This window comes from Acinetobacter pittii (assembly GCF_034067285.1).
GTDB lineage: Bacteria > Pseudomonadota > Gammaproteobacteria > Pseudomonadales > Moraxellaceae > Acinetobacter > Acinetobacter pittii_E.
In genome coordinates this window covers 597,839-611,503 of sequence record NZ_CP139286.1, presented here as the reverse complement: position 1 = coordinate 611,503, position 13,665 = coordinate 597,839, and the positions used below count along the sequence as shown (strand labels likewise).

Sequence of the window (13,665 nt, the reverse complement as noted above, 5' to 3'; positions counted from 1 at the left end):
CTTTCTATAAAAGCTTTTTATTTGTTATCTGGTAAGGCATAAGCCACTAAATAGTCGCCCATTTTCGTACCAAATGAACCATGACCACCAGCCATGATTACAACATATTGCTTACCATTGATTTCATAAGTCATTGGTGTTGCTTGTCCACCAGCTGGTAAACGTGCTTCCCAAAGTTTCTTACCATTAGTGACGTTAAACGCACGTATGTAGTTATCTTGAGTTGCACCAACAAACATGACATTACCGGCAGTAGAAATTGAACCACCTAAACCAGGTACACCAATTTTCACAGCTGGTAACTGGAACAAGTTCGGTAAGCTGTCACGAATTGTACCAATACGTTTTTTCCATACCACTTCATGAGTTTTCAAATCAACGCCAGCTACATAACCCCAAGCTGGTTGTTTACAAGGTAAACCAAGCGGAGATAAGAATGCGCTAATTTCTACACCATAAGGTACGCCGTACATCGGTTGTACGCCCTGCTCAGTTCCCGCACCTTTTGCAGTTTCTGCACGGTTTGGATCAGCCGGAATTAAACGGCTTACGAATGGCAGACCAATCGGGTTCATTACAGCAACTTGACGGTCAGGGTTAACCGACATACCGCCCCATTCAAATACACCTAAGTTACCTGGGAAAACTAAAGTACCGTTTTCAGATGGTGGAGTGTAAATACCATCGTAATTTAGACGTTTGAAAGATACACGACACATGAGCTGATCAAGCATAGTGGCACCCCACATATCTTTATCTGTCAATTTGTCTTGTGGTGCCAAGTTCAAGTCAGAGAATGGCTGAGTTTTTGAGTAGAACTCACCTTTAGTTTGTGGTCCACGTTTAACTGTTTGTGGTACTGGTTTTTCAGTCACAGGAACAATTGGTTGACCATTACGGCGATCAAGAACAAAGGCATTACCTGTTTTTGTCAATACATAGATTGCAGGAACAGTTTGGCCAGCTTTGTTTTTAATATCAGCTAAAGATGGTTGTGATGGTACGTCCATATCCCATAAATCATGATGGGTTGTCTGGAAGTTCCACACTAATTTACCAGTAGAAGCATTAATCGCTAACATTGAGTTTGCATAACGCTCTTTCAGCTCAGTACGGTCACCGCCCCAGATGTCTGGTGTACCTACACCTGTTGGTACATAAACGATATCAAGTTTGGCATCGTATGCTAAAGGTGCCCACGCATTTGGTGAGTTATGAACAAAATTCGTACCTTCGCCCGGCATTGCATTTGGATCTGCTGCGCCAGTATCAAATACCCAAAGAAGTTTACCAGTGTTAACGTCGTAGCCACGAATTACACCAGATGGTTCTTTATTTGAGTAGTTATCGGTTACCGAACCAGCAATAACAACTGTTGAACCAGTTACGATACCAGGAGATGTCGGGTTGTAACCGCCTGGATACGCGTATGGCATAAACTCTTGCAAGTTCACTTCACCATTTTGACCAAAGTCAGTACATGCTTTACCAGTGTCAGCATTCACAGCCACTAAACGACCATCATTCACTGGTACAAATACCTTACGCGGACATTGTGTAGAGCTAGATTTCTTGCTTTGAAGACTCTTTGCAAACTCAGTTGTATTGTTTGCATCGTAGTACATCACACCACGACAAGTTAAATGCTGGAACGATTTATCCGTTTTAAGCTTCGGATCAAAGCGCCATTTTTCTTTACCTGTCGCAGGATCAATCGCAATTAATTGCTGGTGAGCCGTACAGATAAACATGTTATTACCGATTTTAATCGGTGTAACCTGATTGGTCGTTTCGCCTGAGTCATTACCTGTTTTGAGATCGCCAGTACGTAAAGTCCAAGCAACTTTCAAGTCTTTTACGTTTTGATCGTTGATCTGTTTCAATGGAGAATAACGTTCACCAGCTTGAGTACGACCATAAGCAGGCCAGTCGCTCTCTGCAACGCCCGGAACGGCTTGAGCAGTTTCAGGCTGAGGAGTTTTAATTTCACCATTAATTTCTTGCGGATCATTGAAGATTGAATAAACCATCAACACGATTGCAATTGCTAAAGTTGAAGATAAAGCAACTTTACTTGATCCAAGGTTGTTGATTCCACGAGTTACAGCCGGAACCAATAACCATAAACCAAGAATACCTAAAATATCTAAACGTGGTGCAAGCGCCCAAAAGTCTGTTCCAACTTCCCAGACACTCCAGATAATAGTTCCTAGCATTAATGCAGCATAAACCCACAAAGCAGTAGAAGCACGCTTGTAGAGTTGCCATGCAACAATGAGGAGCAAGACTCCAGCTATAATGTAGTAAATTGAACCGCCTAATGTAGCGAGCCAAATACCTCCAATTAACAGGAATAACGCTAATAACCCAATAATAATTACGGTAAAAGTCGTTAAACCTGATCTTGAAGTAGGTTGATTCATAAACCACCTCTTATCAATCATCATTTTTATAGGAAAGATATGCCGAGTTTCTAATTAAAAATCGACATTACCCATACATCTAAAACAAAATTCAGGCATAAAGAAAAAAACGGAAGGTCAGGATACTTCAATCAATGAGTTAGCCCTCGACAATCCGTTTTTTCGGAGTAATTACGCTTAGAATGCGGTTGAGAATTTAATGCCGCCTACCCAAGTGTTATCACCATTTTTTAATGCACCAACATGACGAACATATTGCACATTTGGACGAATAGTTAACCAGTTCGTCGCATGAATACCGTAGTAAAGCTCGGTATTATATTCGGTGTCATATTCTTTAGTTTGAACATCGTTCCAATCATCATTGATATGGATACGAGCCACACCGAGCGCCAACTCATCTTGAGGACGTTGATTAAGCAAACCTTTATAGACTAAGCCTACATTTTGCATATTATCAATTTTGTTGGTGTCAGAGTCGTGAAAAGTCAGGTTTACAAAACCTGTTAAACCGCGATCTGTTTGATCAGCAGGCTGGAATAATTTTTGTTTTGCAGTTACCCATACACCTTGTTTATGAGATGTTTGAACCTTATTCGTAATTTCTTCAGCATCGGCAGTGCTGTAGTAATAACCTAAACGGTATTCACCCGCCATACTTTGAGCACCTAATTTAGGTGACCAAACCACTTCGGCAGGAATAATTGCACCGTGAGAACCATCAGTACTTAAGTTAAAACCTTTGCCTCGCTCCAGATTTTCCGGGTTGTATTCATATACACCAACTTGGGTATATAAGTCAGGCTGCAAGTTATATTTAACACGCATTGCCCATTGGCTAACCGGCCAGTTATACCACTGATCGCCCACCCAGTTACCGACTTGCGAACCACAAAGTGCCAAGTTCTGGAAATCACAATCAAAACTATTAAAGTCTTCACCTTCACCAAAACGACCGACTTTAACATCTAATTTTTGATCCATGAATTTTTTCTTAATCCACAAATCAGTTAAACGCCAAGTTTGCTCACGCCCCCACACTTCTTGTACAGAGCTTAAGTGCCCTGCTAAAGCTGGTGAATGTTCAGAAAGCGACTGCCCATCACGATAAGTTAATGTGATTTGAGCTTCAGTATCTTGCCAACCTAAAATTTTATTTAGATCAAAATGAGTTCCTAATGCCAGTTGCCCCGTATAAGCACTACCATGCGTAGATGTATTTTTTGAATCTAAAATACCGGCATATTCGCCGGTATATCCAAAAGAAAAATCATAACCTTGTGCTTGTAACGCAGTGCGTTGACCGTTCCAATCACCCAACATCCAAGGACTATTTGGGTCGAATGCAGCAGCAGCTTGTGCATGCTGTATAAAAAGAGTAATTGATAAAACGGATAAACAGGAAGCCATCAAGGATTTATGTGTTTTCATGTTTACATACCTTTTATGTCTTTGTTTATAAAGGGTACGCTAATTTTATGTAAAGAAATTATTCAAAATGTTAATCGATTGATTAATCTAATAATAATTTTAATACACATTGTATAAGAAACAGCCTTGGCTCTTTACCAATGTCCTTCACCAAGTTTTTGACCAATAAAGGAATATCTCATTTTCGATCTTGAAAACTTAATTGGACAAGCCAATTGTGATTCTGTATCCGTCGCATTATTTTGCAAAGGTACATCCACAATCCATCCACGTTCTTGTGCTAAAGGCGAGTTTAGGGACTCAGATAGGCTTAAAACAGGTTCTACACATACATCAAGATTTGCGAAAATTTCATGCCATTCTTTAAATGTTTTGCTTTTAATTTTCTCTTGAATTGCTTGTTTAACTTCTTGTCTGTCTTCTACATTCAAAGAAGCACCTTTTTGTAATAATAAAGGTAAATCAAGAGCTACTGACAAACCAGACATAAACTGTGGCTCAAGACTACCTATTGAAAGATAACGACCATCTTGAGTCATATAATAGTCATAGAAAATGCCACCATTGAGCATGCCATGTTCAGGAGCCTGTTCAACTTGTGCCGCAAGTGTAGCGGATGCGGCCATACTATTGAGGCTAGCAACACAATCAGTCATAGAAATATCAATATATTGCCCCATTCCACTACGTCCGCGTTCGACGACCGCAGCCAAAATCGCAATGACCGCATGAAGTGAACCACCCGCAATATCTGCAACTTGTATACCGAGCGGAGGCGGACCGCTGTCTTGTCGACCACTATATCCAGCAATACCAGCTAAAGCTAAATAGTTTATGTCATGCCCAGCTCTGTCTTTATAGCTTCCTGTTTGTCCGTATCCTGTAATTGAACAATAAATGAGACGCGGGTTAATTTCGGCAAGTGTCGCATAGTCTAATCCGAGACGGCGCATGACATCTGGTCGGAACTGCTCTATGACAATATCAAACTCAGAAATTTTGGCTTTAATCAGATCAATACTCGTCTTATCCTTTAAATCCAAAACAATCGACTGTTTATTTCGGTTTAGATAACTATGTGCTGTTGCTTGACCATTTGCATATGGTGGCATGATTCGGATTAAATCAGGACGTGATGGAGATTCGATATGGATGACTTCGGCTCCCATATCGGCCAGATACATTGTTGCAAAAGGTCCAGGTAAGAGCGTCGAGAAATCGAGAACTTTAAGTCCATTTAATGCTGTCGTCATCGTATTTTTAACCACTATTATTCGAATTTTCTTTTATATTAGTTAAGCAAATATAGTAAAACAATGTCATGTTCAGCCATTTACCTTGATCATTTCGGCAATTTAACATGTAAAAAGTGCTTTTACTCTGTTGTAAATCGCCAATTTATTTTTTTAGACGGTCATTTAGGTCAATTTAAAGTGAACATCAAAGAGACTGAAGGATTCAATATGAGTCGCGATACGATTAGCATCCACTTCGTGAATGCGGCTTTGACAGGCGTAAAACGCCTTGGCATGGATGTTGAAATGCTCCTTTCACATGTGGGTATTGAAGCAGAATTATTACGTCAACCTAAAGCTCGAATCTCACCAGAACAATACACTCGTTTTATAAAAATGTTGTGGATGGTCACGCAGGATGAACACGTTGGATTTGACGTACAACCACGTCGTCTGGGCACTTTTGCCATTATGTGTCAGTTGATTATTCACGCAAAAACATTGGGCCAAGCCCTTGAACTATCATCTCAATTTTATAAATTATTTGGTGATGAATGGTCGGTAACACTAGAACGTGACAAACACGAAGCACGTCTCGTTCCTCTTATTCCAAAAACTTTAGATCCAGATCATTTCATTACTGAAAGTATGCTCATGATTTGGCACGGTCTAGCATCATGGTTGATTGAACGCCGTTTACCATTAGAACGTGTTCATTTTAGCTATCCACGCCCTGCACATGCAGATGAATATGATGCATTATTTTTTGCACCAGTCATGCAGTTTGATGCACCGCGTACGGAAATTACCTTTGCAGCTGATTATCTTGATTTGCCAATCCGCCAAGACGAAAAAACGCTAGAAGAGTTCTTAAAAGCAGCACCTGCTCAGCTTTTAGTAAAATTCAAAAATACCAATTCGCTAACTTCTCGTATTCGTGAAGTGCTCAAAAGCCAGATTGGTGAAGAAATGCCAACGCTTAATGATGTTGCATCAATGTTGTATCTATCTCCTCAAACCTTACGTCGCCGCTTAGCTGCCGAAGGTAAAAGTTATCAAGGCGTAAAAGACGCTTTACGTCGAGATGCTGCAATTCACCTGTTACTCAACCCCGAGTTAACACTTGAAGACGTTGCTCAACAAGTTGGTTTTAGTGAAACCAGTACGTTCCACCGTGCATTTAAAAAATGGACGGGAGTAACCCCTGGCCTTTATCGCCAGCTACACGGTTACCATTAATACTTAAATCTATTTAGCTTTACATTTAGCCCAAGTTCAACTTGGGCTTTTTTGTATTTCTATTGGCAAAAATCATCACCTGATGGGTGCGCTTATCGTCATTGCACTCGCTATTAAAACCAGTACACTCAAAACACAACAAAGTTTAAGTAATAAAAAAGGAACTGCTATGAGCGAGGCTTATATTATTGATGCCATTCGCACCCCACGCGGAAAAGGAAAAAAAGATGGCTCTCTTTATGAAGTAAAACCAATCACATTACTGACCACCTTATTAAATGAATTACAGCAGCGCCATCAACTTGATACATCTAAAGTTGACGACATTGTTTTAGGCTGTGTAACACCAATTGGCGACCAAGGTGGTGATATTGCTAAAACAGCAGCGATTGCAGCAGGTTGGAACGATGATGTTGCTGGGGTGCAAATCAATCGTTTTTGTGCATCAGGTTTAGAAGCAGTCAACATGGCAGCAATGAAAGTCCGCTCTGGTTGGGAAGATTTAGTGGTTGCTGGTGGCGTTGAATCAATGTCACGCATTCCAATGGGTTCTGATGGTGGGCCATGGGCTTTAGACCCAGAAACAAACCTTAAGTCATCATTTGTTCCACAAGGCATTGGGGCCGACCTCATTGCAACGTTAGATGGGTATAGCCGTGAAGATGTCGATAATTTTGCTGTGAAGTCACAACAAAAAGCGGCAGCGGCTCAATCAAATGGTTATTTCAATCACTCAGTTGTGCCAGTAAAAGATCACGCCGGCGTGGTGATTTTAGATAAAGATGAATTTATTAAAGGCAACACCACACTCGAAGGTTTAACGAAGCTCAACCCAAGTTTTGAAATGATGGGGCAAATGGGCTTTGATGCAGTGGCTTTGCAAAAATATCCTGAAGCACAAAAAATCAATCATGTTCATCACGCAGGTAACTCATCAGGCATTGTCGATGGAGCAGCTGTAGTTTTATTGGCTTCTGAAAAAGCGGTAAAAGAACAAAATTTAAAACCGCGCGCTAAAGTTTTGGCGACTGCCCTAGTCGGTACTGACCCAACTATCATGCTAACAGGACCTGCTCCTGCCGCACGTAAAGCTTTAGAAAAAGCTGGCCTCACGATCGATGATATTGACCTATTTGAAGTCAACGAAGCATTTGCGGCGGTTGTTATGCGTTTTATTAATGAGCTCAACGTTCCTGTTGAAAAAGTCAACGTAAATGGCGGCGCGATTGCTTTAGGCCATCCATTAGGAGCAACAGGTGCCATGATTTTAGGCACACTACTTGATGAGCTTGAACGAAAAGATAAAAAGCGCGGTTTAGCAACGCTCTGTGTGGGCGGTGGAATGGGTATTGCCACCATTATTGAACGCGTATAAAAATTAGGGATATAAAAGATGAGTGCAATTCAATACGAAAAAAATGCCGACAATATTGTCATTTTAACGCTTGATTCAACAGGTCAATCTGCGAACACCATGAATGCAGAGTTCCGTGACTCGCTCGATGAAGCGACTCAGAAACTTAAAACAGAAACAGAACTTTCAGGTGTTATTTTTCGCTCAGCTAAAAAAACGTTCTTTGCAGGCGGTGATCTAGATGAGCTGATTCAAGTTCAGCCTGAACATGTGACTGACTTTTTCAATATGGTTGAAAAGCTAAAAGGCCATTTACGTACAATTGAAACGCTTGGTATTCCAGTTGTTGCAGCATTAAATGGCACAGCACTTGGGGGTGGTTGGGAAATCGCATTAAGTTGCCATCACCGTATTGCAATTAATGATCCGAAAAGTAAATTTGGCCTACCCGAAGTTACCTTAGGTTTGTTACCAGGCGGCGGCGGTATTGTACGTATGGTACGCCTACTTGGCCTTCAAAATGCATTTCCATTTTTAATGGAAGGCAAACAGTTCGGTGTTGATAAAGCAAAATCTTTAGGCTTAATCCACGATACAGCTGAAAATGAACAAGAACTTTTAGATAAGGCAATTGCTTGGATAAAAGCTAATCCAAAATCTCAGCAGCCTTTTGATGTAAAGGGTTATAAAATTCCGGGTGGTGATCCAAAAACTCCAGCAGTTGCACAAGTTCTTGCAATTGCACCAGCCATGTTAAGAGACAAAACCAAAGGTTGTTACCCTGCCCCTGAAGCGATTATGGCTGCCGCAGTTGAAGGTGCTCAAGTCGATGTCGATACCGCCTTGCGTATTGAGTCTCGCTACTTTACTCAACTAGCAACAGGCCAAATCTCTAAAAATATGATTGGCACTTTCTGGCATGGTCTAAATGCAATTAAGTCTGGTGCAAGCCGCCCTGCCGACGTTGCAAAATGGCAAGCCACTAAAGTGGGTGTATTGGGTGCAGGCATGATGGGTGCCGGTATTGCTTATTCAACAGCCATTAAAGGCATTCCTGTTGTACTTAAAGATGTATCTATTGAAAATGCAGAGAAAGGTAAAGCTTATTCACAAAAGCTCCTTGATAAACGTGTTTCACAAGGCCGCATGACTGCAGAAAAACGTGATCAGGTTTTATCGCTCATCACAGCTACAGCTTCAGCAGTAGATCTACAAGGCTGTGATTTAATTATTGAAGCGGTATTTGAAAATCAAGAGCTCAAAGCGAAAGTTACTCAAGAAGCTGAACAATACTTAGCTGCAAACGGCGTAATGGCTTCCAACACATCAACCCTACCAATTACGGGTTTAGCTCAAGCAAGTAAGGATGATAAAGCGTTTATCGGCCTACACTTTTTTAGTCCTGTCGACAAAATGCAGTTGGTTGAGATTATTAAAGGCAAAAATACCTCAAGTGAAACTCTTGCTAAAGCCTACGACTTTGTACAACAAATTGGAAAAACACCAATTGTCGTTAATGACAGCCGAGGTTTCTTTACAAGTCGTGTGTTTGGTACTTTTATTCAAGAAGGTATGCGCTTGCTTGCCGAAGGCGTCCATCCAGCGCGCATTGAAATGGCTGCACTGAAAGCTGGTATGCCAGTTGGACCACTTGCGATTCAAGATGAAGTATCTTTAACCTTAACTGAGCATGTTGCCAGTGAAGCACGTAAAGCTCTACAAGCTGAAGGAAAAGATTTACCGAAAACTTCTGTAGATGAAGTGGTTCACACCATGATTCATGAATTAAACCGTAAAGGTAAAGCTGCTGGTGCTGGTTTCTATGACTATCCTGAAAATGGCAAAAAGCACCTTTGGGAAGGCTTAAACCGCTGGAAAAAAGATCATGATATTTCTGAACAAGATATGATTGATCGCATTCTGTTTGTACAAGCGCTAGATACCTTACGTTGTTATGAAGAAGGTGTATTAGAGTCTGTAATTGATGCCAATGTCGGTTCTATTTTTGGAATTGGTTATGCACCTTGGACGGGAGGAGCAATTCAATTCCTAAATCAGTATGGTACTGATAAAGCACAAAAACGTGCCGAAGAATTGGCTGCAAAATATGGTGAACGTTTTACCCCACCTGCATTACTAAAAGCTAAAGCTGAGCAGAAACAAAATATTCAATAACTTAGACGTACTGAATATTCAAAAACTGCATAAACCTTACCCATATAAATATATTTTATTTATATGGGTTTTTCTTTATAACCTTTAAGATTTCAGCCCCCACCTAAATATGCTATAAATAGACTTCATTTTTGTGCTTCTACAGCACATTCGAGAAATCCTTATGTCCGATAAAAATTCTTCCGAGTCAGCAATTTTAGGCTGGAAATTTGTTCTGATCGTTGGTGTCTTAAGTGCGATTTTCCTTGGTTTTTTCTATTTAGCGATGAGTAATGAACCTGACTATATGCCAGGTGCACAGCGCAAAGCTCAACAAGAGCAAATGCAGCAAAAGGCTGAACACTCTACTGAGCAACACGCTCAACATAGTGACAATATGCCTGAAATGGATATGCAAGAACACAAGCAATCAACTCAGTAATTAGATATTTTTCAAATGACAGATTTTTCCCGTAATGCACTGGTTGTAGAAGGTGGAGGCATGCGCGGTGCCTTTACCAGTGGTGTACTTGACGCGTTTTTACAACAACAGTTCAACCCTTTCGATTTATATGTTGGTGTATCATCTGGCTCAACCAATGTTGCCAACTACTTAGCAGGCCAGCAAGGCCGCACGCTAACCTTTTATATTGATCATTCACTCCGTCCGGAATTCATCGATTACAAACGCTTTTTTAAAGGCGGCGATTTACTTGATTTAAAATGGATGTGGGAAATTGGTGAGCAAGAGCACCCACTTGATCAACAAAGTCTTTTTGCCAAAAATCCAGATTTTTATATGGTATTAACCCATGCCAAAACGGGTCATGCGGAATATCTTCGTGCAGGTAAAGATAATTTACTCAATGCACTTCGTGCTTCTAGCTCAATTCCAGTTTTAACGCGTCATCCTGTTGATATTATGGGTGAACCATATTTTGATGGTGGTGTTGCAGATGCTTTACCCGTTCGCTGGACGGCTCAGCAAAGTGGCGTCAAAAAACTGTTAGTTTTACGCACTCGCCCGAAAAACTACTTCAAGGCAAGTAGTCGAGGTGATCAATTCCTCGCAAAATATGCTTTTAAACATCATTATGGTTTTGCAAATAGTTTGCGTAGCCGCTGTGCTCGTTATAACGCTTCAGTAGATTTTGTTCGTGGTGAAAATCCAGATCAACAAATTTTAGAAGTGTGTCCACCGCCACTTAAAAATATGGCTGGCCGTTTAACGACCAATCCGAAAAAGCTTCGCTACAGTTATGAAGTTGGTTTAGAGACTGGCTTACAAGCCATCGAAAGTTGGAATGCAATGAAATAAATTAAAATTGAGATTTCTAAAAAGAAGTCTCAATTTAATTCTAAAACCATATCAATATGTGGAATGCCACAGTCCTGATAAACCTCGCCTTGTACTTTAAAGCCTAAAGCTTCGTAAAAAGCGGTCACATAGGTTTGCGCCGAAAGCTTTAAGTAAGGCAATTTATGATGACGCGCATATTCAATAATATGCTGCATTAAAATTTTACCTATACCCTGCTTCCGATAAGGCATTAAAACAGCAACACGCCCTACGCTATGCTGCGGTAATAGACGTGCTGTAGCGATAGGCTGTTCTTTGTCATAGACAATAAAATGCAAAACTATGGCATCCAAGTCATCCCATTCATCTTCAGGTGCAATTCCCTGTTCTTGAATAAAGACTTGCTCACGGATGTATTTCGCATCTTTTTCAAGTTGTTCCCAACCACTCTCTATAATTTTATACATCCGCTCACCGTCCTAGCACTTGCAGCCAATATTTTCGATTGGTAACTGATCTTGTAACAGCAATTCTAGTGTGTGTTTCTTAATTCCATACATTTCTTTCAATGCTTGGATTTGAGCCATAATCTTGGCATCAGGTTGAGAAACATTTTTGCGCTTTGTTGCCAAAATCATTTTGTTTTTACTGGTATGTTCAAGCGATACAAACTCAAAAACTTTGGTTTCATAGCCATACGCTTTTAAAAGTAATGCACGTAAAGTATCGGTTAGCATCTCGGCTTGTTGCCCAGCATGAATACCAAACTGTAGCATTGGCTGTAAAACTTCTGGGCTATGTAATTGTGGGCGCAACTCTTTGTGACAACATGGCGCGCACATAATCATCGAAGCGTTTAAACGAATTCCAGTATGAATAGCAAAATCAGTCGCAATATCACAAGCGTGTAAAGCAATCATGACGTCTAGCTTTTCCGGTTGATAACTGCGTACATCACCTTCAAAAAAGTCTAAATGGTTAAAATGCACTTTGTCTGCAACATTTTGGCAAAACTCCACCAAATTACGACGCAGCTCTACACCCGTAATCAGTGGTGTTTTCTGTTGTTGTTGCAGATAATCATACAAAGCAAAAGTTAAATAACCTTTCCCCGAACCAAAATCGACAATGCGTAACTCTTGTTGAGACGCATCAATCTGTTCATAAGCACTCGCAAAAATTTCGATAAATTTATTAATCTGTTTCCATTTACGAGCCATGCTTGGAATGACTTGAGCTTTTTCATCAGTAATACCCAACTCTTTTAAAAATGCATTCCCCTGCTGTACATAACGCTGCTTTTCACGGTCATGTGACTGAACCGTTTGTGACGCATTTACCGCCTGCTTTTTACCCATATTCAATATGGCTTTTTTCTTATTTTTTTTTAGTTGAATTTCTTGAGTAGTCGAAAATAAGTTCGCTTGCTTACACTGAGTGATTAATTGCTCAATCTGTTGCAAACCTTCTTCAAATGAATAGTTTTTAGTCACATCTTGGGTGGTATAGTGATATAAAGCTGAAAGCTGTTTTTGTCCATGTAGCTCTACAACACGGAAAGTAATTTTTTCCAGCTGCGCCAACTCTCCCTTATATTGGCTCAAGATCAATCGCTCAAAAGCTTGTTGGTCAAGCATTTGCTTGATTTCATGAAAGAATTGCTGTTCTTGCTCAAAGGAGAAAACCGACACGGATATACCTAAAAATGAAGACTCATATAAAATAGAAGTTTAAAGGGTCTAGGATTAAAAATAAAATAACTTTACGACTGTTTTGTATTTCTATACATTTGTATTTTTAATCAAAAAAATTAAAGTTATGAGTAAATCTGTGTTGGAAACTTACGATCCAAAAGAAGAACTATTTAATGCTTATAGTCATGGCGCTGGTGTTGTTATGGCAGTCGTAGCTTCTATCTTTTTAATTATAAAAGGATCTTATCTTTCCACTGCTCAGTGGGTGGGTTTATGGGTATATTCATTTAGTCTTATTTTAGTTTTTACCAGCTCGACTCTCTATCATTTTGCTCAAACCCAAAACCTACGCTACTGGTATAAAAAACTCGACCATACTGCTATTTATTATTTAATTGCCGGTACCTATACCCCGTTCTTGAGCATCGCGATTCCTACACAAAAAGCTCATATTTTGCTTATTGCACTTTGGAGCATTGCTGCAATTGGTACACTTTTCAAGTTAGTTTTCATTCACCGCTTTCAGAAAATTTCTTTACTTGCTTATGTTCTTATGGGGTGGCTTGCTGTTTTTGTTATGGATGATATGCGTACTTATTTAAGCAAAGATGCATTGATTTTCTTAATCATTGGCGGATTAGCTTATACGGTTGGAGCATTGTTTTACGCGTTAAAAAAGGTAAGATATACCCATGCGATCTGGCATATTTTTGTGCTTTTAGGTGCAGGGGCACATTTTCTTGCCATCTATTGGTACATAGTTTAATCCATTTTTCACTCATATTCAGTGATCCTGAAAGAGTCATGGATGATGTTCTTTCACGCTATTCTTTGA

11 protein-coding genes are annotated in these 13,665 nt (G+C 40.1%); 6 read left to right on the top strand and 5 right to left on the bottom strand.

The window, feature by feature from the left end; genetic code table 11:
• Positions 1-17: 17 nt before the first annotated feature.
• From gcd to amacR, 3 genes are all read right to left on the bottom strand, one after another.
• Positions 18-2,423 carry a glucose/quinate/shikimate family membrane-bound PQQ-dependent dehydrogenase gene (gene gcd, locus SOI81_RS02960; protein ID WP_320541214.1) on the bottom strand — a complete coding sequence of 802 codons (2,406 nt, stop codon included), beginning with the start codon at positions 2,421-2,423 and terminating at the stop codon, positions 18-20.
• 177 nt (positions 2,424-2,600) lie between these two features.
• Positions 2,601-3,833: a carbohydrate porin gene (oprB, locus tag SOI81_RS02955; protein ID WP_320541564.1), complete on the bottom strand. Its 1,233-nt coding sequence runs from the start codon at positions 3,831-3,833 to the stop codon at positions 2,601-2,603.
• A 155-nt stretch (positions 3,834-3,988) separates the two neighbouring features.
• Positions 3,989-5,107 carry a CaiB/BaiF CoA-transferase family protein gene (gene amacR / locus SOI81_RS02950; RefSeq protein ID WP_320541213.1) on the bottom strand — a complete coding sequence of 373 codons (1,119 nt, stop codon included), beginning with the start codon at positions 5,105-5,107 and terminating at the stop codon, positions 3,989-3,991.
• Between the two features lie 210 nt (positions 5,108-5,317).
• On the opposite strand from amacR, the gene SOI81_RS02945 reads away from it, so the two are divergent.
• The 5 genes from SOI81_RS02945 (at position 5,318) to yjjU (ending at position 11,154) form a co-directional block, all read left to right on the top strand.
• Positions 5,318-6,328: an AraC family transcriptional regulator gene (locus SOI81_RS02945; RefSeq protein WP_002116561.1), complete on the top strand. Its 1,011-nt coding sequence runs from the start codon at positions 5,318-5,320 to the stop codon at positions 6,326-6,328.
• Positions 6,329-6,497: 169 nt separating this feature from the next.
• Entirely contained in the window at positions 6,498-7,703 is a 1,206-nt protein-coding gene (gene fadA, locus SOI81_RS02940; protein WP_239975481.1) for an acetyl-CoA C-acetyltransferase, read from the top strand.
• Positions 7,704-7,721: 18 nt separating this feature from the next.
• Positions 7,722-9,857, top strand: coding sequence for a 3-hydroxyacyl-CoA dehydrogenase NAD-binding domain-containing protein (locus tag SOI81_RS02935; RefSeq protein ID WP_239975427.1), 2,136 nt, complete (start codon positions 7,722-7,724; stop codon positions 9,855-9,857).
• A 163-nt stretch (positions 9,858-10,020) separates the two neighbouring features.
• Positions 10,021-10,278, top strand: coding sequence for a hypothetical protein (locus tag SOI81_RS02930; RefSeq protein ID WP_001280981.1), 258 nt, complete (start codon positions 10,021-10,023; stop codon positions 10,276-10,278).
• A gap of 15 nt (positions 10,279-10,293) precedes the next feature.
• Positions 10,294-11,154 (top strand): patatin family protein, encoded by an 861-nt coding sequence (yjjU, locus tag SOI81_RS02925; protein ID WP_016143095.1) that lies wholly within the window; start codon positions 10,294-10,296, stop codon positions 11,152-11,154.
• A gap of 29 nt (positions 11,155-11,183) precedes the next feature.
• Here yjjU and SOI81_RS02920 read toward each other — a convergent pair whose 3' ends face one another.
• Complete coding sequence (locus SOI81_RS02920) at positions 11,184-11,603, bottom strand: GNAT family N-acetyltransferase (protein ID WP_239975428.1); 420 nt, start codon at positions 11,601-11,603, stop codon at positions 11,184-11,186.
• A 12-nt stretch (positions 11,604-11,615) separates the two neighbouring features.
• Positions 11,616-12,827: a class I SAM-dependent methyltransferase gene (gene gstcD / locus SOI81_RS02915; protein ID WP_239975429.1), complete on the bottom strand. Its 1,212-nt coding sequence runs from the start codon at positions 12,825-12,827 to the stop codon at positions 11,616-11,618.
• Between the two features lie 127 nt (positions 12,828-12,954).
• Between gstcD and trhA the strand changes: the two genes are divergently transcribed.
• Complete coding sequence (gene trhA / locus SOI81_RS02910; protein ID WP_320541212.1) at positions 12,955-13,596, top strand: PAQR family membrane homeostasis protein TrhA; 642 nt, start codon at positions 12,955-12,957, stop codon at positions 13,594-13,596.
• The last annotated feature ends 69 nt before the right edge of the window (positions 13,597-13,665 follow it).

Bases quoted from the DNA above. Each gene is read 5' to 3' on its own strand.
- gcd (WP_320541214.1), bottom strand. From the start codon at position 2,423: ATGAATCAACCTACTTCAAGATCAGGTTTAACGACTTTTACCGTAATT.
- oprB (WP_320541564.1), bottom strand. From the start codon at position 3,833: ATGGCTTCCTGTTTATCCGTTTTATCAATTACTCTTTTTATACAGCAT.
- amacR (WP_320541213.1), bottom strand. From the start codon at position 5,107: ATGACGACAGCATTAAATGGACTTAAAGTTCTCGATTTCTCGACGCTC.
- SOI81_RS02945 (WP_002116561.1), top strand. From the start codon at position 5,318: ATGAGTCGCGATACGATTAGCATCCACTTCGTGAATGCGGCTTTGACA.
- fadA (WP_239975481.1), top strand. From the start codon at position 6,498: ATGAGCGAGGCTTATATTATTGATGCCATTCGCACCCCACGCGGAAAA.
- SOI81_RS02935 (WP_239975427.1), top strand. From the start codon at position 7,722: ATGAGTGCAATTCAATACGAAAAAAATGCCGACAATATTGTCATTTTA.
- SOI81_RS02930 (WP_001280981.1), top strand. From the start codon at position 10,021: ATGTCCGATAAAAATTCTTCCGAGTCAGCAATTTTAGGCTGGAAATTT.
- yjjU (WP_016143095.1), top strand. From the start codon at position 10,294: ATGACAGATTTTTCCCGTAATGCACTGGTTGTAGAAGGTGGAGGCATG.
- SOI81_RS02920 (WP_239975428.1), bottom strand. From the start codon at position 11,603: ATGTATAAAATTATAGAGAGTGGTTGGGAACAACTTGAAAAAGATGCG.
- trhA (WP_320541212.1), top strand. From the start codon at position 12,955: ATGAGTAAATCTGTGTTGGAAACTTACGATCCAAAAGAAGAACTATTT.